This window comes from Azospirillum isscasi (assembly GCF_030849505.1).
Taxonomy (GTDB): domain Bacteria; phylum Pseudomonadota; class Alphaproteobacteria; order Azospirillales; family Azospirillaceae; genus Azospirillum; species Azospirillum isscasi.
In genome coordinates, this window is record NZ_JAUJFI010000020.1 from 1 (window position 1) to 24,520 (window position 24,520).

Here is a 24,520-nt window from a genome sequence, read left to right on the forward strand (position 1 = left end):
CCCCGCCCCGGCCCAGCGCGCCGATTCCGCCAGACGGCGGCCCAGCCACAGCGCGGCGACCAGCCCGCCCATCAGCACCGCGACGGCCAGCGCCGCGACCTCGCCCACCTGGACCACCAGCACCGACAGCAGCCAGAGCGCCGTCAGCGCCAACGCCCCGCCCAGCACCCGGCGCAGCCCCACCATCCAGCGCCCGGGGCGCGGCAGCAGCCGGGCGGCGCCTGGGAAGGCGGCGATCAGCAGGTAGGGCAGCGCGAGCCCGACGCCCAAGGCGGCGAAGATGGCGAACACCTCCAGCACTCCGCCGGCCAGCGCGAATCCCACCGCCGTCCCCAGGAACGGTGCGGAGCAGGGCGTGGCGAGCAGCGTGGCGAAAGCGCCCGTCGCGAACTGCCCGCCCAACCTTTGTCCCTCTGGCCCATCTCCTTCCGTCCCGCCCATCCGGTCGGCGATGGCGCGGGGCAGCGGAAGCTCGAACAGGCCCCACAGATTGGCGGCGAACAGGGTCACCAGGACGACCATGAAGACCAGGAACAGCGGTTGCTGGAACTGGATGCCCCAGCCCACCATGCCACCCCCAGCCTTCACCGCGACCAGCACCGCCGCGAGGATCATGAAGGAGGTCAGGATGCCCGCCGCGGAGGCCAGGAAGCCCGCCCGCACCGCCGCGGGCGCCCGCCCGCCGTGCTGCACGATGGACAGCAGCTTCAGCGACAACACCGGCAGCACGCAGGGCATCAGGTTCAGGATCAGCCCGCCCAGCAGAGCCACCCCCAGCATGGCGAGCAGCCCCGCCGGCGCCCGTCCGGCGCCCCCGCCGAGGCCCGCCGCCGCGGTCGCCGGGGTTTCCACGGAGCGGTTGCCGTCCACCACGGTCAGCGTCATCGCCCGTCCGGCGAGGTCCAGGCCGGGAGGCGGGTCGGTCGCGTCCATCCGCAGGATCACGCGCCGGTCGCCGTCGAGGAATTGGCTTTTCGGGGCGGCGAAGGTGACCGGCGGCTCGGTTTCCACAAAGACGTCCGGGGCGACCATCGGATCGCGGGCGGTCACCTCCACCTCCAACGCCGCCCCCTGCCCGCGCACCGCGGTGACGGTCAGGCCGGAGGCGCGCCCGTCGCCGGGCACCAGCGCCTGGGCGCGGGCGATGCCGTTGGCGGACGGACCCGGCACCGCCGGTCCCTCGGGGATGGACAGGCTCAGCGCCACCGTTTCCGGCACGCAGATGGTCGAGCAGACCAGCACCTCCGCCTTCAGCGCGAGGTCCAGCGCCTTGCCGGGCTCCGCCGGGGTGGCGGCGATGGGGAACAGCACCTCCGCGTCATAGCCCGCCGTCTCGAAACCCAGCACGGTGAAGCGGTGCGGCGCCGGATAGATCAGCTCCGTCCCTTTCAGGTTCCTCGAGCCCGACCAATCCAGCCGCGGCGCGAAGCCGGCGTCGCCCGGCGTGCGCCAATAGGTCTTCCAGCCCGGCTCCAGCCGGACCTCCAGCCCCAGCGGGATCGTGGCGAGGTCGCCCACCCCCTGCACAGACGCGACGAGCCGCGCCTCCACCGGGCCGGACTTGACCCAGGAGCCGGTTTCCGCCCGTCCCGGTCCGGGTGCGGCCAAGGCCAGGATGGCGAGCAGGAAGGGAACAAACCTTTTCATCGCACCGACTGTTCTCATATCAAGACGCAGCGGGCCGCCGATCGGCCGCGGCTGTATATGGATGACAAAGCTTGGCCCGTGCTGTCACACTCGGGCGAAGACGGATGCGGGTGGCCGCCATCGGCCCCACCCGTCCCCCGCCGACACAAGGATAGCGCCCATGCCGCACCTGACCAAGTCCTCGGACTATCTGACCGGCCAGTTGCTGATCGCCATGCCGGGCATGACGGACCCGCGTTTTCAGCGGACCGTGATTTATATGTGCGCCCACAACGAAGACGGCGCCATGGGCCTCGTCGTCAACCGCCTGTTCGGGTCCGTCACCTTCGAGGATTTGCTGGAGCAGCTTGAGATCGACATCCAGGAACCGGTCGCCAACATGCCCGTCCATTATGGCGGTCCTGTGGAATCCGGACGGGGATTCGTCCTGCATTCGACGGATTACGTGCGGGACGGCACGCTGGTGGTGGACGACGAGGTGGCTCTGACCGCGACCATCGACATCCTGCGCGCCATTTCGGAGGACCGCGGGCCGCGCCGCAACATCCTGCTTCTGGGTTATGCCGGCTGGGGGCCGGGGCAGCTGGACGCGGAAATCCAGGCGAACGGCTGGCTGAACGTTCCCTGCGACGAGTCGCTCCTGTTCGATCCCGAGTTGGACACCAAGTGGGAACGCTCCATCGCCAAGCTCGGCGTCAGCCTCTCCATGCTGTCGGCGGAAGCCGGACACGCGTAACGGTCCTGGAGAAGATCGCCCTCCGGTCGTATCCTACGATGGTACGCGAGCGGAGCCCGCAACGGACGCCGAACTGAAAACCATCCTGACCGTCCTTCTCGACAAGGTCGAGCGCATCGACGCGACACTTCCGACCCTCGCCACCAAGGACGACGTGGCGCGCCTCGAAACGCGCGTAGACCGGCTGGAACAAAGTGTGGACCGGCTCGAACGGAACATGCATGAGTTCGGCGACGAGCAGCGTCAGATGAAGGAGATGGTCGGCGTGCTCCGGATGCGGGAGATCGGCCGTCTCGACGGGCGGATCGACCAGTTGACCCTGGAGGTCGGCCTGGGCCGCAAACCCGCCGCGTTGTGAACGGCGGGGACTTCACGAGCACGCTCCGGATTTATAGGCTCTTGCTGGCAATCGCCATGGCGAGGCCGCGCGCCTGCATCAGCTCGCCGCAGCGCTCGACCAGTTCGTCGCCGGCGTAGACCGCCCAGCCGCTCTGGAAACCGGACGCCTCATAGCGCAGATCGACGCGGCGCCCGTCCAGTTCGACGGCGTAGGTCAGGGAATCTTCTTTCGTCCAGGTGGGCTTCTCAGACATATCCGCCTCTTTCGATGCGAAGGACATGCCGTCAGCCTGCACCCGCTCCGTTAATCGCGGGTTAAGCCGACCGGAGCCGGGCGCCGGGAAAAAGGGCCGCCGCCCCCCAACCGAACGGGCTATCCCCGCCATTCCTCGCGCAGGATGGCGTAGAGCACATGGTCCCGCCACGCCCCGTCGATGCGCAGGTAACCGCGGGCATAGCCCTCATGCGTGAAGCCGACCTTCTCCAGCAGCCCGCGGCTCGGCGCGTTGGTCGGCAGGCAGGCCGCCTCGACCCGGTGCAACCCCAACTGGCCGAAGGCGAAGTCCAGCACCAGCCGCGTGGCGCCGGAAATGTAGCCGTTGCGCGCGTAGGGTTGCCCAACCCAGTAGCCGAGCGTCGCCATCTGGGCCACGCCGCGCCGCAGGTTGGTCAGCCCCAGCCCGCCGACCAGCCGGTCGGTCGCGCGGTCGTAGACGAGGAAGCTGTAGCCCTGGTCGTCGCGCCATTCCTGCGCCTGCCGCCGCAGCCGCCGCCCGAAGGCGGCGCGGGTCAGGGCGTCCGCCGGCCAGGTCGGTTCCCACGGGGTCAGGAAGGCGCGGGAATCCGCCCGCAGGTCGGCCCATTCCCGCCAGTCCCGCGGCAGCGGAGGGCGGATGTAGCAGACCGGCCCGTCCAGCCGGATCGCCGGCGGGCTGATGAGACCACCGCCGAGCAGGCGGATCATGCTGCCCCTCCCACCCTGGCGCGTCCCTTACCGAAGCCGCGCGGCGATGCGGTCGTACTCTTCGAGCCGCCCGATGGGGCCGAGGGCGGCCACGGTGGGACGGCTGTCGCGCAGGCGCCGGGCCACGCGGACGATGGAGTCGCGGTCGACCGCGCCGATCTTCTGCACGATCTCCTCCACCGGCACCGGGCGGTTGTAGACCAGAATCTGCTGCCCCAGCTGCTCGCAGCGCGACATGGAGCTTTCCAGCGCCATCAGCGTGCCGGCCCGAAGCTGGGCCGCGGCGCGGGCCACCTCCTCGTCGGTCACGTCCTCGGCCACCCGCATCAGCTCGTCGCAGACGACGGGAACCAGTTCCGCCACCTCGTCCTCGCCGGTGCCGGCGTAGACGCCGAACAGCCCGCCGTCGCGGTAGGCACCGGAGAAAGTGTAGATGGAATAGACCAGCCCGCGCTTCTCCCGCACCTCCTGGAACAGGCGGGACGACATGCCGCCGCCGAGCAGCGTGGACATCACCGAATGGGCGTAATAGTCCGGATCGTGCACCCCCACCCCGTCGAAGCCCAGGACGAGGTGCATCTGCTCCAGATCCCGCGCCTCGCGGAAGTCGCCCCCGGCGTAGCGCGCGTCCTCGGACTCCGGCGCCGGGCGGGAGGACAGCCCCTCGAAGGCCGACAGCGCCATGTCCACGAGCCGGTCGTGCTCCAGCCGCCCGGCGGCGGCCAGGACGATGCCGGGCGCGCCGTACTGGCCGTCGATGTAGTCCACCAGCGCCGGGCGCGACAGGGCGCCGACGATCTCCGCCGAACCGAGCACGGGCCGCCCCAGCGCCTGCCCCGGATAGGCGGTGGACTGGAAATGGTCGAAGATGATGTCGTCGGGGGTGTCGACCGACTGGCCGATCTCCTGAAGCACCACCGTGCGCTCCCGCACCAGCTCCTCCTCGTCGAGGACGGAGTTCTGGAGCATGTCGGCGATGAGGTCCAGCGCCAGCGCCGTGTCGTCGTGCAGGACCTTGGCGTAGTAGGCGGTCTGCTCGCGCGTGGTGTAGGCGTTGAGCTGGCCGCCGACATTCTCGATCTCCTCGGAGATGCGGAAGGCGGAACGCCGCTTCGTGCCCTTGAACAGCATATGCTCGACGAGATGCGCCACGCCGTTGACGGTCGCCGGTTCGTTCCGCGTGCCGACCCCGACCCAGCAGCCGAGCGAGACCGACTGCACGCCGGGCATGGTGTCGGTGGCGACGCGCAGCCCGTTCGGCAGCGTGGTCACGCGGATGCTCATGCGGCCTCCTTGGTGGCGCGGGCGCGGGCGACGACGAACTCCTGGACCGCCGCCAGATCGTTGGGCAGCTCGGACAGCCGCTCCTCCCGCTCGTAGAGGTCGGACAGGCGCGGCGGCAGGGCCGGGCGGTGGCCCGTGGCCTTCTCCACCGCGTCGGGGAACTTGGCGGGATGCGCGGTCGCCATCACGACCAGGGGGATCGCCTCGTCCACGGGGGCCACCCAGGCCGAATGGACGCCGACGGCGGTGTGCGGATCGATCTGATAGCCGCCGGTCTGGTTCCAAACCCGGCGGATGATGTAGCTGGTCAGCTTATCGTCGGCCCGGTCAGCCGTGAAGACCCCATGAGCTTCGACGAGCTGATCGGGGGTGACCTCGAACTTGCCCTCCGCGCGGAAGCGGTCCATGGCGGCCTGCACGGCGGTGCCGTCGCGGCCCAGCAGATCGAACAGCAGCCGCTCGAAGTTGGAGGAGATCTGGATGTCCATGCTGGGGCTCAATGTGGGCACGACCGGGGCCGCCGACATGGTGCCGCTGTCGAAAAAGCGGGCCAGGATGTCGTTGGTGTTGGAGCCCACGACGAGCCGTTCCACCGGCAGGCCCATCGCCCGCGCGCCGTAGGCGGCGTAGACGTTGCCGAAATTGCCGGTGGGCACGGTGAAGGCCACCTTGCGGTCCGGCGCGCCCAGCGCCACCGCGGCGACGAAGTAGTAGACGATCTGGGCCATGATGCGCGCCCAGTTGATCGAGTTCACCGCCGACAGGCCCATCTTGTCGCGGAAGGCCATGTCGTTGAACATCGCCTTCACCAGATCCTGGCAGTCGTCGAAGGTGCCGTGCAGGGCGATGTTGTGCACGTTGTCCGACAGGACGCTGGTCATCTGGCGGCGCTGCACCTCCGACGTGCGGCCCTTCGGGTGCAGGATGAAGATGTCCACGTTCTGGCGGTCGCGGCACGCCTCGATGGCGGCGGAGCCGGTATCGCCCGAGGTCGCGCCGACGATGGTCACCCGCTCCCCGCGCTTGGCCAGCACATGGTCGAACAGGCGCCCCAGAAGCTGCAGCGCCACGTCCTTGAAGGCCAGCGTCGGGCCGTGGAACAGCTCCATCACCCAGGTGCGCTCGTCGATCTGCACCAGCGGCGTCACGGCGGCGTGGTCGAAGCTGGCGTAGGCGTCCGTCACGATGGCGCGGAAGTCGTCCTCGGCGATGGCGCCGCCCAGGAAGGGCAGCATGACGCGCACGGCGATCTCGCTGTAGGGAAGGCCGCGCATCGCCCGGATCTCGTCCGCCGAGAACTGCGGCCAGCTTTCCGGGACATAGAGGCCGCCGTCACGCGCGAGACCGGCCAGAAGGACTTCTTCGAAACCCAGGACCGGGGCTTGGCCCCGCGTGCTGACGTACTTCAACGCACACTCTCCGACGCCTGAAGGTGGCCGACGCGGTGGCGGGCCGGCGACTCTTGTGGAACGGGCATAGTTAGCGCCCTCCCACACGCCGTGCAAGCGGCGGGTTCCGGGTGCATTGCAATCATGCTTCCCTCTCCCGCCCCGGGAGAGGGTGGCGCCGAAGGCGCCGGGTGAGGATCGCGCGAGGATCGAAGACCAGCCCTCTTGCAGCACCCTCACCCTTCCCACGCCTGCGCGTGGGGCCCTTCCCTCTCCCGGGACGGGAGAGGGGCTTTTACAAGCCGCCGATCAGGCGCCGGTGTGGACGTCCAGCGGGTCGTGGTAGGGCGCCGACGGATCGTGCGCGGCGTCCGCCGGATGGAGTTCCACCGCCGTCTGGGCGGCGAGCGCGGCGCTCACCGAGGCGGCGGCGCCGTGGTCCACCGGCTGCGGCTGGCTCACCGTGTGGGACAGCACGTTGACGTCGCCCTCGCCGCCATCCAAGGCCAGCGCCTGGGCCGTCGCCGGGGACCAGGGGGCCTTGGCCGCGCTGCCGCCGCCGTCGAACAGGCCCTCCTTGATGGCGTTGTACTTGGTCTGGTCGACCGTCTGCCAATCGTCCTTCAGGATGCCGCCGGTGTCGCCCGAGTTCGGGTTCCAGGACCAGTAGGTCCAGCTCGCCCCTTCCTTGCCGGCGCCCAGGTCGTTGGTGCCGTTGCCGTCCAGGTCGCCGTTCATGTAGTCGATCAGCTTGGCCATGTAGGCCTTGTCCTGGCCGGTCTCCAGCTTGCCGCCGAACTCGCCCACCAGCACGGGGGCCTTGTTGTCCTTCAGCAGCCAGCCCCAGTTGTCGGTGTACTGGCCCGGCAGGTTGTTCGGATAGTCGCTGGCCTTGAACCACTCCATCTCGTGGATGGACGGGCCGTAGGAGTGGACCGAGTAGACCAGCTTGCCCGGATTGTCGAATTCGATCGGACGGTCCTTGGCGCCGCGCAGGTTGCCGCCCCACCATTCCCACTGGTTCTCGTGGATCTCGACGCCCTCGACCAGCAGCAGCCAGTCCTTGTTCACGGACTGGATCTCGTTGCCGATGCGCTCGGCGGCCCAGGCCCAGTCGGTGGCCTTGTCGCCGCCGCCCCAGGTGGCCTGACCGTGCGGCTCGTTGTGCAGGTCGGCGCCCACGACCGTGTCGTTGCCCTTGTAACGCTCGGCCAGCATCTTCCAGTTTTCGATCATCTTCGACTCCGGGTACTTGTCGTCGTACCACAGGCCGTTCTCGTTGGCCGACGCACCGTCGCTGGAGCGGTGATGGTCGAGGATGACCTTCATGCCGATGCGCCCGGCGTAGTCGATCACCTTGTCCATGACCTCAAGCGGCGACTTGTTCGCGAGGTCGGGGTTCTTGGAGGTGTCGATGCCCGTCGCCCGGTCGGCGTCCAGCGCCGCGTCGCTCCACGGCAGACGGATGGTGTTGAAGCCCAGCGCCTTCATCTGGTCCATCATTCCCCAGTAGCCGCGCGTGTCCATGCCGTTGGGGTTGAAGACGAAGCCCTCTCCGCCGAACCAGTTGACGCCGGTCAGCTTGACGTTCTGGCCCGACGAATCGACGATCTGGTTGCCGTCCGTGTGCAGGAAGCCCTTGGCGATGCTCATTGTTTCCAGCCTCGTTGCCGTTCGCGTTGGGCTGAAGGCTGATGGTTTATGGTTAACGAAATATTGCTGACAATGCCGCGCAATTGCTGCAATCCTGGGCATGTGTGATCATGTCCGGATGGGCGGATTTTCGCGGCATTTTACTCAACAGCACGACGCCGAGCATTTCCGCTGATTTGGGCGTCCTGTGCCGCCGGATCGTTCCTCCGCCCCGAATGGGTCGCCAAGACGAAGGAGGATTACCGGCCAGCCTTTTGCGCACGGAGATTTTGCATTTTCCCATCGGCCCCTTCGCCCTTCCCCGTTCCTCGCCCGCCTCGCGGAGGAGAGAAGATGCGAGGAGCGGCGCCGTTCCCACCCCATATCGGAGTCAGACAAGGGCTCGGGTGGAGGAAGGGAGGTCGAGCGCCTCCGGACGCGAGCGGGAATGTCCCGCCGGAGGGCGATTTCCACCCGTCCGTTTCACAGCGCTGCGAGCGCCGGACCGTTCCTTGCTTTTTGCAGGCGGCGGCCCGGCACCGGTTGCCGAATAAGACAGCCTTCGTTACCTTTTTGCCTATCGAACAAACACAAGAAGCGGCGCGCCGAACGCGCCCGGAACAGCGCCGTTTCAGGGCGCAGACAAGGGGATGGAACAATGGCTCTCGCAACCGTGACCCTGGACGACAAGTACGCGCTTGAACAAGGGCGCGTGTACCTGACGGGAACCCAGGCGCTGGTGCGCCTTCCGATGATGCAGCGCCAGCGCGATCTTGCCGCCGGGCTGAACACCGCCTGTTTCATTTCGGGTTACCGCGGATCGCCATTGGGCGGCTTCGACCAGAATTTGTGGAACGCCCGCAAATTCCTGGAGAAGAACCACATCCGCTTCCAGCCCGGCGTGAACGAGGAGCTGGGCGCCACCGCCGTCTGGGGCAGCCAGCAGGTCGGCATGTTCCCCGGCGCCAAGTACGACGGCGTCTATTCCATGTGGTACGGCAAGGGGCCGGGGGTGGACCGCTCCGGCGACGTGTTCAAGCACGCCAACGCGGCGGGCACGTCGCGCAACGGCGGCGTGCTGGTGCTGACCGGCGACGACCACAACGCCAAGTCCTCCACCTTCCCGCACCAGTCCGAACACGCCTTCATGCACGCGATGATCCCGGTGCTGAACCCGTCGGGTGTGCAGGAGATCCTGGATTACGGCCTGATCGGCTGGGCGATGAGCCGCTATTCCGGTTGCTGGATCGCCATGAAGACGATCGCGGAGACGGTGGACACCTCCGCCTCCGTCACCATCGACCCGCACCGCGTCAGCCCTGTCATCCCCACCGATTTCCCGATGCCGCCGGGCGGGCTGAACATCCGCTGGCCCGACCCGCCGTTGGAGCAGGAATACCGGCTGATGAAGCACAAGCTGTACGCCGCCCTGGCGTTCGCGCGTGCCAACCGGCTGGACAAGGTGATGATGGCCTCGCCGCGCCCGCGCTTCGGCATCGTCACCACCGGCAAGAGCTATCTGGACGTCCGGCAGGCCTTCGACGAGCTGGGCATCACCGAGGCGATGGCCGCCGACTGGGGCCTCACCGTCTACAAGGTCGGCATGCCCTGGCCGCTGGAGCGCGACGGCGTGCGCCACTTCGCCGAAGGGCTGGACGAGATCGTCGTGGTCGAGGAGAAGCGCGCGGTCATCGAGAACCAGCTCAAGGAACAGCTCTACAACTGGCACCCCGACGTCCGCCCCAAGGTGGTCGGCAAGTTCGACGAGCATGGCGAGTGGATTCTCCCCTCCGCCGGCGAGCTGTCGCCCGCCCAGATCGCCGTGGTCATCGGGCGCCGGCTGGAGCGCTTCGTGGACAACGAGAACCTGAAGCGCCGCGTCGCCTTCCTCGACGCCCAGGAGAAGCAGAAGGCCCATCAGGCCCGCGTCGTCCGCAAGCCGACCTTCTGCTCCGGCTGCCCGCACAACACCTCCACCCATGTGCCGGAGGGCAGCCGGGCGCTGGGCGGCATCGGTTGCCACTACATGGCGACGTGGCTGGACCGCAAGACCGACACCTTCACCCAGATGGGCGGCGAAGGCGTGCCCTGGGTCGGGCAGGCGCCCTTCACCGAGGAGAAGCACATCTTCGCCAACCTCGGCGACGGCACCTACTACCACTCCGGCATCCTGGCGATCCGCCAGTCGATCGCGGCGAACGCCAACATCACCTACAAGATCCTGTTCAACGACGCCGTGGCGATGACCGGCGGCCAGCCGGTGGACGGCACGCTCACCGTCCAGTCGCTCGCCGCCCAGCTCCGCGCCGAGGGGGTGGGCCGCATCGTCGTCGTGTCGGACGAGCCGGAGAAGTACGGCATCGGCGACGGCCTGCCGCAGTACACCGGCGTCGAGCACCGCGACGACCTGGAGCGCGTGCAGAAGGAGATGCGCGAGATCCCCGGCGTCACCGCCCTGATCTACGACCAGACCTGCGCCACCGAGAAGCGCCGCCGCCGCAAGCGCGGCAAGATGGTCGATCCGGCCAAGCGCGTGGTCATCAACGAACTGGTCTGCGAGGGCTGCGGCGACTGTTCCGTGAAGTCCTCCTGCGTGTCGGTGGTGCCGCTGGAGACCGAGTTCGGGCGCAAGCGCCAGATCGACCAGTCGAGCTGCAACAAGGACTATTCCTGCACCAAGGGCTTCTGCCCCAGCTTCGTGACGGTGGAGGGCGGGCAGCTCCGCAAGCCGAAGCCGGTCGAAGCGAAGACGGGAACCGCCAAGGCCGGCGCCGACCCGTCCGACCTGCGCATCCCCACCCTGCCCGCGCTCGACCGGCCCTGGGGCATCTACGTCACCGGCGTCGGCGGCACCGGGGTGGTCACCATCGGCGCGCTGCTCGGCATGGCCGCCCACATCGAGGGCAAGGGCGTCGGCGTGCTGGACATGACCGGCCTCGCCCAGAAGGGCGGCGCGGTGACCAGCCACATCCGCATCGCCGCCACGCCGGAGGACATCCATTCCGTGCGCATCGCGGCGGGCGGGGCCGACGCGGTGGTCGGCTGCGACCTGATCGTCGCCGGGGCGGGCGACGCCCTGTCGAAGATGGCGCACGGCCACACCCGCGCGGTCATCAACACGCACGACACCATCACCGTGGACTTCCTGAAGAAGCCGGACTTCACCGTGCCGGTCCGCGATCTGGTGGCCGACATCCGCAAGGCCTGCGGCGAGGGGGCGGTGAACGCCTTCGACGCGACCAAGCTGGCCACCGCGCTGATGGGCGACAGCATCGCCACCAATCCCTTCCTGATGGGCTATGCGTGGCAGAAGGGCCTGATCCCGATCACGGCGGAGGCCATCCTGAAGGCCATCGAGCTGAACGGCGTGGCGGTGAAGATGAACACCGACGCCTTCAACTGGGGCCGCCGCGCCGCCGTCGATCTGGCCGCGGTGGAGGCCGCCGCCAACCCGCCGCAGGAGCAGGCCGCCGCAAACGCCAATGGGCATGATCTGTTCATCCTCGACCAGCGCCGCCCCTCCGCCGGCCTGGACGAGACCATCGCCCGCCGCACCGCCTTCCTGACCGACTATCAGGACGCGGCCTACGCCAGCCGCTATCACGCGCTGGTGGACTGGGCGCGGCGCGTCGAGGGGCAGAAGGTCCCCGGCTCCACCGCCCTGACGGAGGCCGTGGCCAAGGGCTACTTCAAGCTGCTGGCCTACAAGGACGAGTATGAGGTGGCGCGGCTTTTCACCGACACCGGCTTCGTCGAGCAGGTCGGGCGGATGTTCGAGGGCGACTACAAGCTCGTCTTCCACATGGCCCCGCCGGTGATGGGCGAGACCGGCGAGGACGGCGGCGAGCCGAAGAAGAAGCGCTTCGGCCCGTGGATGCTGAAGGCGTTGCGCCTGCTCGCCAAGGGCAAGCGCCTGCGCGGCAGCCCGCTCGATCCCTTCGGCTGGCTGGCCGAGCGCCGCATGGAGCGCCGCCTGATCGTGGAGTACGAGACCACCATGGGCGAGATCCTGCACGGGCTGACCCGCGAGAACCACGCCACCGCGGTGGCGATCGCCGGCCTGCCGCAGGAGATGCGCGGCTACGGCCCGGTGAAGGCCCGCAACGTGGAGGCGGCCAAGGCGAAGGAGGCCGCCCTGCTCGACGGCTTCCGCCAGCCCGCGGCCCCGCAGCCGATGGCCGCGGAGTGACGGTCAGGTAAGGGGGAGGAGGATCAGGGCGGCAGGTCCAGCGCGTTGAGGGCCTCCGCCCAGACCTCGGCGGACCGCAGCGGGTGCAGATGGTGGTCGCCGGGGTTCGGGCTGCGGAACGCCTCGGCGACCAGCCCGCTGTCCGGATCGCTGATGCGCTGGGTGATGTCGATGAAGGGCAGCCCGCGCGCCGCCGCCTCGTCCCGCAGGCGGGCGTTGTAGCGGTGGGTCAGGCCGGTGCGCTGGCGCAGCGTGGCGGTCACCTCGTGCCGGGCGCGGGCGACCTTGCCCCAGCTCTGACCGTCGCGGATGGTCGGCAGCACCGCCCCGGTCAGCACCAGCGTGGGATAGCCGCCGTCCAGCAGATCGTCCAGGAAGGCGGCAAGGGCGGCCACCGACTCCTCCAACTGCCGTTCCACGCAGTCCCCATGGGTCTGCGCCCGCCACCAGATGACAAAGCCGCAATCGACCTCGCCGAGCTGGATCACCGGGATGGCGTCCGGATGGGCGGGGAGCAACGCCTCCTTGAAGAGGGTGACCGCGTGGGTATGGCTTTCCGGGTTGCGCAGCCCGACCGCGGTCGCACCGGGCACCGGCAGGCTGCGCGCCGGACGGTTCAGCAGGCACAGGTTGGCGGCGACCTCGAAGGATTGCACATGGCTGTCGCCGATGAAGTACCAGCCCCGCATGCCCTGGTCCCGAGCGCCTCTATCAAGAGATGAGCCTTTGCACCGGACCCCCATCCCGACCCTCCCCCACCTTCGGCGAGGGAGGGAATTTGAGCCCTCCCCCGCGAAGTGGGGGAGTTGGGTGGGGGCCCACCGCGACCACCTTCCGAACACATCGATGGGCGCAGCCTACCCGCCTCAGCTGTCCTTCGGCTTGTGCGTGTCGCTGATCGGCTGGACGCCGCCGGGCTGCTGCTCCTGCTGCGGCTGGGGCTGCTGGTCCTGCGGGGGCTGCTGGTTCTGCTGGGGCGGCGGCTCGGGACGGCGGGGGCCGGCCTTGACGTCGTTGTAGACGGCCTCGGCGATGCGCAGCAGGTCTTCCTTGGGCATCCGCCCGGCCAGCGCGTAGGCCAGCGGGCCTTCCACCCAATAGATGGTCGCCACGTCGCCGTTCTGCGAGAAGCCGAACTTGGCCGGGTTGCCGGAGCGCGGGGCGCCGACGAACAGGGTCACCCGCTTGTTGGCGTCGTTCACGTACATGTACTGGGCGCCGGCGCCCTGTTCGGTGGGCAGCGACCGCCCGCCGATCAGCCGCAGGCCGACCTTGCCCAGGTCCGGGCCGAAGACGTCGCGCCCCACCCGCTTGGACAGCCAGCTGTTCAGCTCGTCCTGATTGTCGGCGCCAAGCTCCACCTGGAAGCGTTCGTCGGAGGTGTAGAAGCGGTGGGCCTGGGTGGCCTCCTCCGCGAAGGTCTGGAGCGTCTGGCGCTGCTGGACGATCGGCGACTGATCGACCGCGCCGCGGCCCAGCCAGCCGCCGCCGGCACCACCGACGATCAGCATCACCGCCGCGGCCATGCGCACCCAGGAACGGCCATGCCAAGGGGCGGCGTTGTCGTTGCCGGGCATGCGCCCGCGCAGCTTGTCCGTCAGCTCCTCGACCGGGCCGCTGGCCGGCTCGCGCAGCACGGGGTCGAAGAGTTCGTGCAGCAGCGCGGCCTGGGCGCGGTAGTCCTCTGCCCGGCGGGCGGCATCGGGGTCGTCGGCCAGCCATCGCTCCACGAAGAGCCGGCGTTCCGGAGCCAGTTGCCCATCCACATAGGCATGCAGTTCGTCGTCCGTTACGCAATGCGCGTTCATCACTTCACCCGCCTGAGGGTCACCGAGCCCTCGTTCGCCAGCTTCGCCCTGACCGCCTCGCGCGCCCGCGAGAGGCGCGACATGACGGTCCCGATCGGCACGCCGAGCATCTCGGCGACCTCATCGTATTTCAGGCCCTCCAGCGCGACGAGGAGCAGCACCTTGCGCTGTTCCTCCGGCAGATCGTCGAGAGCGCGCATCATCTCGCGCAACTCCACACGTTCCTCCTGCCGGGCCGGCGTCACCAGCTTCGACTCGACGCTGTCCACATCGACCTCGTCGGGCCGCGCCGCCTTGGAGCGGACCTGATTGACATGGACGTTGTGCAGGATGGTGAACAGCCACGCCCGCAGGTTCGTCCCCGCCTTGAAGGTGTCGGCGCGCGCCACCGCACGCGTCAACGCCTCCTGCACCAGATCCTCGGCATCCGAACGGTTGCGCAGCAGCGCACGCGCATAGCGGCGCAGCGACGCGATGTGGACTTCCAGCTCGACCCCGAACTTGCTCAACCGCGCACCCGATTGTTGCCGCAAAGGCACCACGGACCGCCGGGTGGCGGATCATGGCACTCCTTCAGGTAGGAACGGGTGGCGCGCCCTCCCAGGGCCGAGCCCGACACAGGACCCGGTACGCCAGGGTGAACGCGCCCCGCTCATCGTTTATTCCAGACTTTGATGGGCGTGCAGCAAAAATTCGGCAAAATCGGGGCGGCGCCGGAAAGCTCCGCCTTGTGGCATATCGCCGCTGAGTGCGGATGAACCGGCGATTCCGGCCTGCGGCTTGGCAAGATCGGCCACAGTGCGTCATAAGGGCCGGGCCATGGCACGCCATCACGACACCATCGAGATCCTGGTCACCGCCCGCCATCTGGAGGCGCAGGGCATCCGCCCGACCGCGCGCATGGTGCGGCTGGCGATGGGCGGCGGAAGCAACGCGGCCATCGCCCAGGCGCTGGCCATGGCGGAACTGACCCCGCTGGAGGAGTTGATCCGGCGGCGGCGCGACCAGCTCGATCTCGACATCACCAACGCCCGCCGCGCGCTGGCCGAACTGGAGGCCGAACAGGTCCGGCTGGACGAACTGGCCGAGTCCCTGAGCGGGCTGGACAAGGGCTGACCCGAAAAGAAAACCCCTCCCCCGGGCGGTGCCGGGGAAGGGGCTTGGAACGCAGCGCCGTTGCCGGCGGGACCGGTCAGCCCTGATGCGACTTGGCGTAGCCCAGCGACTGCAGGGCCTCGGCAATCTCCGGCAGAATGCCCGGATCGTCGATGGTCGCGGGGGTCTTGTAGTCCTGGTTGTCGGCGATCTTCTGCATGGTGCCGCGCAGGATCTTGCCCGAGCGGGTCTTCGGCAGACGGTCCACCACCACGGCGCGCTTGAAGTCGGCGACGGGGCCGATCTGCTCACGCACCAGCTGCACGACCTCCTTCACGATGTCCTCGTGCGGGCGGGTCACGCCGGCCTTCAGGCACAGGAAGCCCAGCGGCACCTGCCCCTTCAGGTCGTCGGCGACGCCGATGACCGCGCATTCCGCCACGTCCTTGTGGCTGGCCAGGACCTCTTCCATGCCGCCGGTGGACAGGCGGTGGCCGGCGACGTTGATGATGTCGTCGGTGCGGGCCATGATGTAGACGTAGCCGTCGTCGTCGATGAAGCCCGCGTCACCGGTCTGGTAGTAGCCCGGGTAATCGGACAGGTACGACTTCTTGTAGCGCTCGTCGGCGTTCCACAGCGTCGGCAGCGTGCCCGGAGGCAGCGGCAGCTTCACGCAGATGGCGCCGATGTCGCCGCGCGGCACTTCCTTGTTCTCGGCGTTCAGGATCTGCACGTTCCAGCCCGGCATCGGGCGGGTGGCGGAACCGTACTTGATCGGGAACAGGTGCACGCCCAGCGGGTTGCCGGAAATCGCCCAGCCGGTCTCGGTCTGCCACCAATGGTCGATGACCGGAACGTTCAGATTGTCCTCGGCCCAATGCAGCGTGTCGGGGTCCGACCGCTCGCCGGCCAGGAACAGGGCGCGGAAGTGCGACAGGTCGTACTTCTTCAGCAGCTCGGCGTTCGGATCCTCGCGCTTGATGGCGCGGAAGGCGGTCGGGGCGGTGAACAGCGTGCCGATCTTGTGCTGCTCGATCACGCGCCAGAAAGTGCCGGCGTCCGGCGTGCCCACCGGCTTGCCTTCGAACACCACCGTGGTGCAGCCGTGCAGCAGCGGGCCATAGACGATGTAGGAGTGGCCGACCACCCAGCCCACGTCCGACGCGGCCCAGTACACCTCGCCCGGCTGGACGTTGTAGATGTTCTTCATCGTCCACTTCAGCGCCACGGCATGGCCGCCGTTGTCGCGGATGACGCCCTTCGGCTGGCCCGTGGTGCCGGAGGTGTAGAGGATGTAGAGCGGGTCGGTCGCGGCCACCGGCACGCATTCCGCCGGCTCGGCCTTGGCGACGGCCTCCGCCCAGTCGATGTCGCGGCCCTCGACCAGGGTCGCGGTCTCCTGCGGGCGCTGGAAGACGATGACGCTGGACGGCTTGTGCTCGGCCTGCTCGATGGCGGCGTCCAGCATCGGCTTGTACTTGACGATGCGGTTCGGCTCGATGCCGCAGGAGGCGGAGACGATGGCCTTCGGCTGGGAGTCGTTGATGCGGGTCGCCAGCTCATGCGGGGCGAAGCCGCCGAACACCACCGAATGCACGGCGCCCAGACGCGCGCAGGCCAGCATGGCGACCAGCGACTGCGGGATCATCGGCATGTAGAGGATGACGCGGTCGCCCTTCTCCACGCCCTGGGCGCGCAGCGCGCCGGCGAAGCGGGCGACCTGATCCTGAAGTTCGGCGTAGGTGATGGTCTGCACGGTCTTGGTGACCGGGCTGTCGTAGATGATCGCCGCCTGGGCGCCGCGTCCGGCCTCCACATGGCGGTCCACGGCGTTGTAGCAGGTGTTCAGGACGCCACCGGTGAACCAGCGGTAGAAGGGAGCGTTGCTGTCGTCCAGCACCTTGTCCCAGCGCTTGATCCAGGTGATGTCCTCCGCAGCCTCGCCCCAGAACCCATCGGGATCGGACAGAGAGCGGGCGTGGATCTGGTTGTATCGATCGGCCGAGCTTTGGCTCATGGGGGGCGTCCCTTTTATTTTGTCTTGGTTCGCGTTTCTCCGCAGCCGCGCAATGAACGTTCACGCAGCGGCCCCAATCTGCGTCAAAGCTGCACCGTTTGGCAAACGGCATTCCGGAAGGTGCGGCGGGCTGTCGCACCACCTTCGTCGAAGGCCACGACCGCCCGCCGCCACTCCCGGAGGTTGGTCACGGTTCCAGTTGCAGGAAACCGGCGGCCAGCGCCGCGCCGCAGAACCCGACATCCTCGATGTAGGTCTTCTTGTCCGACACGCGCACCCGCCCGCAGGGGCGCTGCGGGTTTGCGGTGTCGATGGGCATGACGTGGCCGACGCCCTTCAGCAGGACCGTTTCCACCCACAGCGCGTTGGCGCCCGCCGGGGCGTAGCCCTGCCGCACGGCGCGGTCCGGCCAGGAGGGCTCCTGCCCGATGACCACGGGGGAATCCGTCTTCAGGCCATGGAAGGCCGTCCACTGGTTGGTCAGGTAGAGGGCGTTCTGCGGGTCCACGGTGCAGTCCGCCGCTCCCTGGACGATCAGCACCCGCGGACGCCCGGCGGGGTGCTGCGCCCGCTGCACCGTCTTCGCCCATTCGCGGCTGTCGTAGCCGCCGGACCGCGCCTTCACCTCGCCGCAGGCGCGCATCACGGAGATGCCGCACATCGACGCCGCGGACTGCATGCTCTGGGCGCACAGCGCCGGCACGCCGGCGAACAGCGCCCCACCCGCGAAGACCTGCGGATAGTCGGCCAGCAGGGTCGCCGCCATGCCCGCCCCCGCCGACAGGCCGGTGACGTGGATGCGGTCGGCCTCCACCGCCGGGCCGCCGGACCCGAGCCCGTGGCCGGCGCGGACCGCGCCGATCATCGAGACGATGGCCGCCGCCTCGCGCGGGACGTACCCCTTCAGCGGGCTGTTCAGCCGGTCGGCGAAGTTGAAGCAGCCGAGCGGGTTGCCGTAGCGCCCGAAGCCGCCGGTTCCCGCCATGGACAGCATATTGTGCTTCTGCGCCGGCAGCAGGGTGACGAAGCCATGGGCGTCGGCCATGTCCTTCCAGCCGGAATCCTCGAAGAAGGTCCGGGCGTCCTGCTCGCAGCCGTGCAGAAGGACCAGCAGCGGCGCCTTGCCGCGCGCCCGCGCGCCGTCCGGCACATAAACCAGCGCCGACAGGGCCGTGCCCTGCGCGTCGTAGACGCCGGCGGGTAGTTCGACCGGCGCCGGCTGGGCGAGCGCCGCAGCGGCGGGCAGCAGCCCCGACAAGACGAGCAAAGCCGCCGCCACCGGCTTCCGTAAGCACACCCACAATGACACCACGACCCTCTCCTTCCCGCGTTCGGAGGCTCCATTCGCGGCACCCCGAGGCACCGCATGACCGCCCATAAAGAAGCGGCAATCATCACTTGTGAACCGCAAAATTTCAAAGATCAGAAGTGATTGCATACTTGCGTATGGTGGATTTTGATTTGGAGACGGAGCGTTCCCCGCCCGCCATCCGGGCCGGCCCGCGCAGCCCGTTGCGGCCCGTTGCGGCCTTGTCTCTGGCCTATTGGGAAACGGGACGTTATGCATGTCCCCATGAGCATCGACCCGCCCATCACCGGCATCCGCCCGATCCTGACCGTCGTTCACCCCAACGGCGAGCGGCTGATCCTGGCGCGGTTGACCAACCTCGGCGGGTCCAGCCAGTCCAACCGCTTCGTCCTGCGCCGCGCCGACTTCCGCGCCCCGTGGGAGCAGCCGGACAAGGGCTATTTCGGTTACGCGGAGGTCGCCCGCGCGCTGGACGGCAACGGCTGGCGCGGCTGCGCCATCGAGGCGATGCCCACCACCGACCCGGAGGAGCGGCGCACCCGCCAACTCGCCCGCAAGAAGCTGCACCTGCAATGCGTCGAGGCGGCGATCCGCCGGGCGCAGGAAAGCCCGGTTCCCTGAGCAGCCCCCCACGGCAGCCTTCCCCGGAACACGCGCGGCGCTTATATCCCCTTCCAAGCACAGAACGGAGGGACAGATGACCCGCAGCGCCGCCCCGCACCCGATTGGCATTTATCTTGGCGCTCCACCGACCGGCATGCCCGACACCGCCCTGGCCGCCGCGGGGGACGGACCGGACCTCGGCGTCCTGCCGTCCTGGGACCTGAACGACCTCTATCCGGGCATGGAGTCGCCGGAGCTGAAGGCCGACCTGGACCGGATGGACGGCGCGTCCAAGGATTTCCACGCGACCTACGCCGGCAAGCTGGCCGGGCTGGACGGCAACGCCTTCGCCGCCGCCATCCGCGAGTACGAGCGCATCGACGAGGTGCTGTCGCGGGTGATGTCCTACGCCGGGCTGGTCTACAACGGCAACATGACCGACCCTGCCATCGCCAAGTTCTACCAGTCGGCGCAGGAGCGGGTGAACGGCATCTCCACCCACCTCGTCTTCTTCACGCTGGAGATCAACCGGCTGGAGGACCGGGTTCTGGACGCCAAGCTGAAGGCGTCGAAGGATCTGGCCCGCTACGCCCCCTGGCTGCGCGACGTCCGCCTGTTCCGCGAGCACCAGCTCTCCGACGAGGTGGAGCGGCTGCTCCATGAAAAGCATGTGGTCGGGCGCGCCGCCTGGAACCGCCTGTTCGACGAAACCATCGCGTCCCTGCGCTTCCCCATGGGCGGGAAGGAGCTGACCTGTGCCGAGGCGCTGAACCGCCTGTCCGACCGCAACCCCGCGGTCCGCAAGGAGGCCGGGACGGTGATCGGCCGGGTGATGGGCGACAACATCCGCCTGTTCGCCCTGGTCACCAACACGCTGGCCAAGGACAAGGAGATCGACGACAAGTGGCGCAACTACAAGGCGCCGACGTCGGCCCGCAACCTGTCCAACCGCGTCGAGGACGAGGTGGTGGACGCGCTGGCCGCGGCGGTCAAGGACGCCTACCCGGCCCTGTCCCACCGCTACTACGCGATGAAGGCCAAATGGTTCGGGCAGGACCATCTGGACTATTGGGACCGCAACGCGCCGCTTCCCGACGACGCCGACCGCAGCATCCGCTGGGACGAGGCGCGCGACCTCGTGCTCGGCGCCTATGGCCGCTTCTCGCCGGATCTGGCGGATCTCGGCAGGCGCTTCTTCGACAACGCCTGGATCGACGCGCCGGTGCGCCCCGGCAAGGCGCCGGGCGCCTTCGCCCACCCCACGGTGCCCAGCGTCCACCCCTATCTGCTGGTCAACTACCAGGGCAAGACGCGCGACGTGATGACGCTGGCGCATGAGCTGGGGCACGGCGTGCACCAGATCCTGGCCGGCGGCCAGGGGCACCTGTTGTCCGACACGCCGCTGACGCTGGCGGAAACCGCGTCGGTGTTCGGCGAGATGCTGACCTTCCGCGCCCTGCTCGACCGCGAGACCGACCCCAAGCGCCGCAAGATCATGCTGGCCTCCAAGGTCGAGGACATGCTGAACACGGTGGTTCGCCAGATCGCCTTCTTCGACTTCGAACGCCGCGTCCACACCGAACGCCGCGACGGCGAGCTGACCGCGGAGCGGCTGGGCGAGATCTGGATGGCGGTGCAGACCGAAAGCCTCGGCCCGGCGCTGCGCTTCGACGAGGGGTACCGGAACTACTGGTCCTACATCCCGCACTTCATCCATTCGCCCTTCTACGTCTACGCCTACGCCTTCGGGGACTGCCTCGTGAACTCGCTTTACGCGGTCTATCAGGAGGCGGAGACGGGCTTCGCGGAGAAGTATCTGGCGATGCTGTCGGCGGGCGGCACGCTGCGCCACCAGGAGCTTCTGGCGCCCTTCGGCCTGGACGCCTCGGACCCGGCCTTCTGGCAGAAGGGGCTGAACGTCATCCGCGGCTTTGTTGACGAACTGGAAAATCAGCCCTGAACCGTATGTCTGGCCGGGATTTCTTGACGAACGTCAAGAACCCATAATCTCAGGATGGGTATGGTGGCCTCCAACGATCCCTTCGGAGACCACCATGCCCACCCTCTCCATCCCCGCCTGGGACTCCTCCCTGGAAGTCGGCAACGCCGTCATCGACGCCGACCACAAGGAAACGGTCGAGCTTCTGGCCGAGGCCGCCAAGGCGTCGGACGCCGACCTGCCCGCCCATTTCAACGCCTTCGCCCAGCACCTCCGCGACCATCTGGACCGTGAGGAGGGGCTGATGCACCAGTACGGCTTCCCGCCGACGCCCATCCACGTCCATGAGCACAACCGCGTCCGGCTGGAGCTGGAAGGCATCGCCAAGCGCATGGCCGCCGGCAATCTGGCGCTGGTCCGCGGCTACCTGACCGAAGTCGTGCCGGAGTGGTTCATCAACCACAAGAACACCATGGACAGCGCCACCGCCGCCTGGATCCGCAGCCAGGGCGGCTGATCCGCCGCCCGAATCCGCCGCCTCCCGGCGCCAAAGCCACGCAGACACCGAATTGAGGGGTGACTCCGTCCGGAAGAACACCGGAAGGAGCCCTTTCCCGAATGGCATGAACATGGGTGTAACTTTACCCTTGTTGCGCCAATCCGCTCCGGATATTCGCGAAAATTGCTGCTTTGACGTGGGAGGTGCTTGATGGGCGATGTCACGCTTCGCACCGCCGACCGGCGGGACGCGACCCTTTCCGAAAGGGCCGTCAACGATCTTGCCGCCCGTCTGCGCGGCCCGCTGCTCACCCCGCAGACGGCGGGCTACGACGACGCGCGGACGATCTGGAACGCCATGATCGACCGCCGGCCCGGCCTGATCGCCCGCTGCGCCGGGGCCGCCGACGTCATGCAGGCGGTGCGCTTCGCGCGGGAGAACGGGCTGCTGGTCTCCGTGCGCGGCGGCGGCCACAACATCGCGGGCAATTCCCTGTGCGACGGCGGGCTGCTGATCGACCTCGGCGCGATGCGCTTCGTCCATGTCGATCCGGCCAGCCGGACCGCGCGGGTCGCCCCTGGCGCCACGCTGGGCGACCTGGACCGGGAGACGCAGGCTTTCGGGCTGGCCGTGCCGGTCGGCATCAACTCCACCACCGGCATCGCCGGGCTGACGCTGGGCGGCGGCTTCGGCTGGCTGACCCGCAAGTACGGGCTGACGGTGGACAACCTGCTGTCCGCCGACGTGGTCACCGCCGACGGCCAGTTCCTGCGGGCAGGCGCCGACGAGAACCCCGACCTGTTCTGGGCCATCCGCGGCGGCGGCGGCAATTTCGGCATCGTCACCTCCTTCACCTTCCGCCTGCACCCCGTGGGGCCGATGGTGTTTGCCGGGCTGGTCGTCCATCCCTTCGAGGGGGCGGGCGGGCTGATGCGCCGTTACCGCGACGCCACCGCGGCCCTGCCGGACGAGGCCACCGCCTGGGCCGTGCTGCGCAAGGCCCCGCCCCTGCCCTTCCTGCCGCCGGACGTGCATGGCAAGGAGGTGGTGGTCATGCCCGTCATTTACGCCGGAGACGACGAAGCGGCGGCCCGCAAGGCGCTGGAGCCGGTGCTGTCGCTGGGCACGCCCGTCGGGGAGCATGTCGGCCTCATGCCCTACGCGGCGTGGCAGGCGGCCTTCGACCCGCTTCTGGTGCCGGGCGCGCGGAACTATTGGAAATCGCAGAACTTCACCGGGCTTGAGGACGGGCTGATCGACCTGCTGGTCGAGGAGGCCGGGAGGCTGCCCTCCGACCAGTGCGAGATCTTCATCGGCCTGCTTGGTGCCGCGGCCAACCGCGTTCCGGCGGACGCCACCGCCTATCCGCACCGCGACGCCGTGTTCGTGATGAACGTGCACGCGCGCTGGAACACCCCGCCGGAGGACGCCGCCTGCATCGGCTGGGCGCGCGGCGTGTCCGACCGCGCCGCCGCCTACGCCACGGGCGGCGTCTATGTGAACTTCGTCACCGACGACGAGCAGCGCGTCCAGGCCGCTTACGGCCCGAACTACGAACGCCTGCGGGCGCTGAAGGCGACGTACGACCCCGGCAACATGTTCTGCGTGAACCAGAACATTGCGCCGGGCGCGTGAAAGCGCCGGTGCGTTCCGGTTTCGTCCAGCCTGGGACTCGCCTTTCGGCCCCGCCGCACCCACCTATTCGGCATGCCGAACACGGATGAGAACAGGCTGGGCGGCCGGATCGCGCGGTATGCGCGGGTCGGGACCGCCGTGGGGGGCCTTGCGGCCCGTTTCGCCGGAGAACGGGTGCTGGGCATCCCCCTGGAGCGGGATCGCCACGCCGCCGAACTGCGCGCCGCGCTGGGCGGGCTGAAGGGGCCGCTGATGAAGGTGGCGCAGCTTCTGTCCACCATCCCCGACGCGCTGCCGCGGGAGTATGTGCAGGAGCTGTCGCAGCTTCAGGCCGACGCGCCGTCCATGGGCTGGCCCTTCGTCAAGCGCCGCATGGCCAGCGAGCTTGGCCCCAACTGGCACAAGCGCTTCCGCCATTTCGAGCAAACCGCCGCCGCCGCGGCCTCGCTGGGGCAGGTGCATCGCGCCGTGGGGCCGGACGGGCGGGATCTCGCCTGCAAGCTCCAGTACCCGGACATGGCCTCCGCCGTCGAGGCGGACCTGCGCCAGCTCGGCCTGATCTTCGCCATCTTCGAACGCACCGACAGCGCCATCTCCACCCGGCAGATCCAGGCGGAGATCGGCGCCCGCCTGCGCGAGGAGCTGGATTACGAGCGCGAGGCCAAGCACGCCCGCCTCTACCGCGCCATGCTGGCCGACACGCCCGGCGTCCATGTCCCGGCGGTGGTGCCGGACCTGTCCACCCGGCGCCTGCTGACGCTGGAATGGGTGGAGGGCCGCAAGATCCTCGACTTCGTGAAGGACCATCCGGACGCCCGCGACGCGCTGGCGATGAACATGTTCCGGGCCTGGTACGTGCCCTTCTACGGATACGGCGTCATCCACGGCGACCCGCATCTGGGGAACTACACGGTGCGGCCCGACCGCTCCATCAACCTGCTGGATTTCGGCTGCATCCGCGTCTTCCCGGCCCGCTTCGTGAAAGGCGTGATCGACCTCTACGACGCGCTTCAGACCGGCGATCAGGACAAGGCGGTGGAGGCGTACCGCACCTGGGGCTTCGGCAACCCGTCCAAGGAGCTGGTGGACGTGCTGAACATCTGGGCGCGCTTCGTCTACGCCCCGATCATGGACGACCGCAGCCGCCGCATCGAGGAGACCAACGCCGGCCATTACGGGCGCGAGACCGCCGCCAAGGTCCATGCCGAGCTGCGCCGCGTCGGCGGGGTCGAGGTGCCGCGGGAGTTCGTCTTCATGGACCGCGCGGCCATCGGTCTGGGCTCCGTCTTCCTGCATCTCCAGGCCGAGGTGAACTGGTACCAACTGTTCCACGAGATGATCCGCGGCTTCGACGTGGACGCCCTGCACGCCCGCCAGACCGCCGCCCTGACTGCCCAGGGCCTCCCCCTGCCCGAATGATCGCCGACTCGTAATGC

Annotated in this window: 20 protein-coding genes and 1 pseudogene; 9 read left to right on the forward strand and 12 right to left on the reverse strand. The window is 68.7% G+C overall.

The genetic code is table 11. The features are described from left to right. Positions 1-1,647, reverse strand: a 1,647-nt coding sequence (locus QSG27_RS06410; RefSeq protein ID WP_306704349.1) for a cytochrome c biogenesis protein CcdA, incomplete at its 3' end; no start/stop codon positions are given. Between the two features lie 160 nt (positions 1,648-1,807). Between QSG27_RS06410 and QSG27_RS06415 the strand changes: the two genes are divergently transcribed. Both QSG27_RS06415 and QSG27_RS06420 read left to right on the forward strand, forming a co-directional pair. Continuing rightward, positions 1,808-2,383: a YqgE/AlgH family protein gene (locus QSG27_RS06415; RefSeq protein ID WP_306704351.1), complete on the forward strand. Its 576-nt coding sequence runs from the start codon at positions 1,808-1,810 to the stop codon at positions 2,381-2,383. Between the two features lie 154 nt (positions 2,384-2,537). Then, positions 2,538-2,741, forward strand: a complete 204-nt coding sequence (locus QSG27_RS06420; RefSeq protein ID WP_306704353.1) for a hypothetical protein — start codon at positions 2,538-2,540, stop codon at positions 2,739-2,741. Between the two features lie 31 nt (positions 2,742-2,772). Here the strand turns inward: QSG27_RS06420 and QSG27_RS06425 are convergent, their stop codons facing one another. The 5 genes from QSG27_RS06425 to QSG27_RS06445 form a co-directional block, all read right to left on the reverse strand. Beyond that, complete coding sequence (locus QSG27_RS06425) at positions 2,773-2,976, reverse strand: hypothetical protein (protein ID WP_306704356.1); 204 nt, start codon at positions 2,974-2,976, stop codon at positions 2,773-2,775. A gap of 119 nt (positions 2,977-3,095) precedes the next feature. Then, entirely contained in the window at positions 3,096-3,686 is a 591-nt protein-coding gene (locus tag QSG27_RS06430; protein ID WP_306704358.1) for a GNAT family N-acetyltransferase, read from the reverse strand. A 27-nt stretch (positions 3,687-3,713) separates the two neighbouring features. Further along, entirely contained in the window at positions 3,714-4,970 is a 1,257-nt protein-coding gene (locus tag QSG27_RS06435) for a M16 family metallopeptidase (protein WP_306704360.1), read from the reverse strand. Further along, positions 4,967-6,379: a threonine synthase gene (gene thrC, locus QSG27_RS06440; protein ID WP_306704362.1), complete on the reverse strand. Its 1,413-nt coding sequence runs from the start codon at positions 6,377-6,379 to the stop codon at positions 4,967-4,969. The genes QSG27_RS06435 and thrC overlap by 4 nt, the downstream gene beginning before the upstream one ends. A 288-nt stretch (positions 6,380-6,667) precedes the next feature. Further along, positions 6,668-8,011 carry a glycoside hydrolase family 5 protein gene (locus QSG27_RS06445; RefSeq protein ID WP_306704364.1) on the reverse strand — a complete coding sequence of 448 codons (1,344 nt, stop codon included), beginning with the start codon at positions 8,009-8,011 and terminating at the stop codon, positions 6,668-6,670. Between the two features lie 634 nt (positions 8,012-8,645). On the opposite strand from QSG27_RS06445, the pseudogene QSG27_RS06450 reads away from it, so the two are divergent. Beyond that, positions 8,646-12,179: pseudogene (locus QSG27_RS06450) on the forward strand (indolepyruvate ferredoxin oxidoreductase family protein); the annotation flags it as partial. A 23-nt stretch (positions 12,180-12,202) separates the two neighbouring features. Here the strand turns inward: QSG27_RS06450 and QSG27_RS06455 are convergent. The 4 genes from QSG27_RS06455 to QSG27_RS06470 all read right to left on the reverse strand — a co-directional run bounded on the left by QSG27_RS06455 (position 12,203) and on the right by QSG27_RS06470 (position 14,784). Then, positions 12,203-12,868, reverse strand: coding sequence for an SGNH/GDSL hydrolase family protein (locus tag QSG27_RS06455; RefSeq protein WP_306704366.1), 666 nt, complete (start codon positions 12,866-12,868; stop codon positions 12,203-12,205). Between the two features lie 177 nt (positions 12,869-13,045). Beyond that, positions 13,046-13,987, reverse strand: a complete 942-nt coding sequence (locus QSG27_RS06460) for an anti-sigma factor family protein (RefSeq protein ID WP_306704368.1) — start codon at positions 13,985-13,987, stop codon at positions 13,046-13,048. Next, positions 13,987-14,496: a sigma-70 family RNA polymerase sigma factor gene (locus tag QSG27_RS06465; RefSeq protein WP_306704369.1), complete on the reverse strand. Its 510-nt coding sequence runs from the start codon at positions 14,494-14,496 to the stop codon at positions 13,987-13,989. The genes QSG27_RS06460 and QSG27_RS06465 overlap by 1 nt, the downstream gene beginning before the upstream one ends. Positions 14,497-14,646: 150 nt before the next feature. Beyond that, positions 14,647-14,784: a hypothetical protein gene (locus tag QSG27_RS06470; RefSeq protein WP_306704371.1), complete on the reverse strand. Its 138-nt coding sequence runs from the start codon at positions 14,782-14,784 to the stop codon at positions 14,647-14,649. A 22-nt stretch (positions 14,785-14,806) separates the two neighbouring features. Here QSG27_RS06470 and QSG27_RS06475 point away from each other — a divergent pair, with 22 nt between their 5' ends. After that, positions 14,807-15,103 (forward strand): DNA-binding protein, encoded by a 297-nt coding sequence (locus QSG27_RS06475; RefSeq protein ID WP_306704373.1) that lies wholly within the window; start codon positions 14,807-14,809, stop codon positions 15,101-15,103. A gap of 76 nt (positions 15,104-15,179) precedes the next feature. On the opposite strand, the gene QSG27_RS06480 is transcribed toward QSG27_RS06475, so the two are convergent. Beyond that, a complete protein-coding gene (locus QSG27_RS06480) occupies positions 15,180-17,099 on the reverse strand; it encodes a propionyl-CoA synthetase (RefSeq protein ID WP_306704375.1) in 1,920 nt (639 codons plus the stop codon). Positions 17,100-17,286: 187 nt separating this feature from the next. Then, a complete protein-coding gene (locus QSG27_RS06485) occupies positions 17,287-18,366 on the reverse strand; it encodes an extracellular catalytic domain type 1 short-chain-length polyhydroxyalkanoate depolymerase (RefSeq protein ID WP_306704377.1) in 1,080 nt (359 codons plus the stop codon). 306 nt (positions 18,367-18,672) lie between these two features. Between QSG27_RS06485 and QSG27_RS06490 the strand changes: the two genes are divergently transcribed. The 5 genes from QSG27_RS06490 to QSG27_RS06510 all read left to right on the forward strand — a co-directional run bounded on the left by QSG27_RS06490 (position 18,673) and on the right by QSG27_RS06510 (position 24,503). Then, positions 18,673-19,029 (forward strand): hypothetical protein, encoded by a 357-nt coding sequence (locus QSG27_RS06490; protein ID WP_306704379.1) that lies wholly within the window; start codon positions 18,673-18,675, stop codon positions 19,027-19,029. 136 nt (positions 19,030-19,165) lie between these two features. Beyond that, positions 19,166-20,971, forward strand: coding sequence for a M3 family oligoendopeptidase (locus QSG27_RS06495; protein ID WP_306704426.1), 1,806 nt, complete (start codon positions 19,166-19,168; stop codon positions 20,969-20,971). 94 nt (positions 20,972-21,065) lie between these two features. Further along, complete coding sequence (locus tag QSG27_RS06500; protein ID WP_306704381.1) at positions 21,066-21,467, forward strand: bacteriohemerythrin; 402 nt, start codon at positions 21,066-21,068, stop codon at positions 21,465-21,467. 192 nt (positions 21,468-21,659) lie between these two features. Beyond that, positions 21,660-23,084 carry an FAD-binding oxidoreductase gene (locus QSG27_RS06505; RefSeq protein ID WP_306704383.1) on the forward strand — a complete coding sequence of 475 codons (1,425 nt, stop codon included), beginning with the start codon at positions 21,660-21,662 and terminating at the stop codon, positions 23,082-23,084. A gap of 72 nt (positions 23,085-23,156) precedes the next feature. Further along, entirely contained in the window at positions 23,157-24,503 is a 1,347-nt protein-coding gene (locus QSG27_RS06510) for an ABC1 kinase family protein (protein WP_306704385.1), read from the forward strand. The last annotated feature ends 17 nt before the right edge of the window (positions 24,504-24,520 follow it).

Excerpts from the sequence above, each read along its gene's own strand:
- QSG27_RS06490 (WP_306704379.1), top strand. The coding sequence starts at position 18,673 with ATGAGCATCGACCCGCCCATCACCGGCATCCGCCCGATCCTGACCGTC.
- QSG27_RS06430 (WP_306704358.1), bottom strand. The coding sequence starts at position 3,686 with ATGATCCGCCTGCTCGGCGGTGGTCTCATCAGCCCGCCGGCGATCCGG.
- QSG27_RS06505 (WP_306704383.1), top strand. The coding sequence starts at position 21,660 with ATGGGCGATGTCACGCTTCGCACCGCCGACCGGCGGGACGCGACCCTT.
- QSG27_RS06475 (WP_306704373.1), top strand. The coding sequence starts at position 14,807 with ATGGCACGCCATCACGACACCATCGAGATCCTGGTCACCGCCCGCCAT.
- QSG27_RS06510 (WP_306704385.1), top strand. The coding sequence starts at position 23,157 with ATGCCGAACACGGATGAGAACAGGCTGGGCGGCCGGATCGCGCGGTAT.
- QSG27_RS06480 (WP_306704375.1), bottom strand. The coding sequence starts at position 17,099 with ATGAGCCAAAGCTCGGCCGATCGATACAACCAGATCCACGCCCGCTCT.
- QSG27_RS06455 (WP_306704366.1), bottom strand. The coding sequence starts at position 12,868 with ATGCGGGGCTGGTACTTCATCGGCGACAGCCATGTGCAATCCTTCGAG.
- QSG27_RS06460 (WP_306704368.1), bottom strand. The coding sequence starts at position 13,987 with ATGAACGCGCATTGCGTAACGGACGACGAACTGCATGCCTATGTGGAT.
- QSG27_RS06435 (WP_306704360.1), bottom strand. The coding sequence starts at position 4,970 with ATGAGCATCCGCGTGACCACGCTGCCGAACGGGCTGCGCGTCGCCACC.
- QSG27_RS06445 (WP_306704364.1), bottom strand. The coding sequence starts at position 8,011 with ATGAGCATCGCCAAGGGCTTCCTGCACACGGACGGCAACCAGATCGTC.
- QSG27_RS06425 (WP_306704356.1), bottom strand. The coding sequence starts at position 2,976 with ATGTCTGAGAAGCCCACCTGGACGAAAGAAGATTCCCTGACCTACGCC.
- QSG27_RS06495 (WP_306704426.1), top strand. The coding sequence starts at position 19,166 with ATGCCCGACACCGCCCTGGCCGCCGCGGGGGACGGACCGGACCTCGGC.
- QSG27_RS06500 (WP_306704381.1), top strand. The coding sequence starts at position 21,066 with ATGCCCACCCTCTCCATCCCCGCCTGGGACTCCTCCCTGGAAGTCGGC.
- QSG27_RS06415 (WP_306704351.1), top strand. The coding sequence starts at position 1,808 with ATGCCGCACCTGACCAAGTCCTCGGACTATCTGACCGGCCAGTTGCTG.